Annotated in this window: 1 pseudogene; it reads left to right on the forward strand. The window is 67.7% G+C overall.

The window, feature by feature from the left end:
• Positions 1 to 122: 122 nt before the first annotated feature.
• A pseudogene (locus tag EXE44_RS17055) lies at positions 123 to 1043 on the forward strand (hypothetical protein); the annotation flags it as partial.

Here is a 1043-nt window from a genome sequence, read left to right on the forward strand (position 1 = left end):
GCCGGAGCGACTCGCTCGTTCACCTCGGACTCGTCCGGTCGATAAAGATTGGAAACGACCCGCTCCAGCTGTTTTATCCGGGGAGCCACCTCGTCGCGACCGGGCTCGCGAAGGTCGCGGCCGTGGACGTCCCACGGGCCATGATGCTCGTTATGTGGGCGTACACGCTCCTGTTCTTCGCGAGCGTCGCGCTCTGCGTCTGGTTTCTGGTCCCCGACCGCCGGGCGCTCGGGGTCGGGGCGTTCTCCGCGTTCCTCCTCCTCCCGGTAAACAACGTCAGCACGTACCTCCACTTCCACACCTACTCGATCGGGATGCTGTTCGTTCCCTTCGTGTTGTACCTCGTGTTCTCGCACCTGATCGGCGGGGACGGACGTGAGCGCCTCGTCGAACGGGTCGCGGACGGACGGGGAGCGATCGACCGTGCCGGGTTGGGGTACGACGACGGTGCGGCGTTCGACGTGGGACTGCGGCGGCCGGCCCCGACGACCTACCTCCTGCCGCCGGTCCTGTTCGCCCTCCTGCTGGTTCACCCTCAGGTCGCGTTGAACGTCATGTTGCTGCTCGGTGGGATGGCGGTCGCACAGCACGCGTTCCGATGGTTCCGCCCGAACGACCCGATCGCCGGGTACCGGCTGGTCACGCTTCAGACGATCTTTCTCACGGTGGCGTTCGCGGCCTGGATCGCCACCCACGAGTGGCAGTTCATCAACACGGCGGAGGCGATGATCCAGTCGGTGAGCGACTTCGTCACCGGCGACGGTAGCGCGACTCCCCGCGTGGCGAGCCAGAGGGAGTCCGCGTCGTCGGTCGGGGCGAGCATCCAGGTGCTGTTCGTCAAGCTGTTCGGGGTCGCGGCGGTCTACTCGCTGCTCGCGGCGGGGGTCGTGGCGGGGCGACTGACCGGCTACCTCGGCCCGCCGGCCGGGGCCGGATCGATGCGGTCCACGCCGGACACCGCCAGGGACGTCACCGCGTTGTTTTTCGCCGGGTGTCTGCTGCTGTTCCCGTTCTTCGCGGCCCACCTCGTGGGGTCCATCTCG

The sequence above is a fragment of the Halorubrum sp. SS7 genome, assembly GCF_005435055.1.
Classification (GTDB): Archaea; Halobacteriota; Halobacteria; order Halobacteriales; family Haloferacaceae; genus Halorubrum; species Halorubrum salinarum.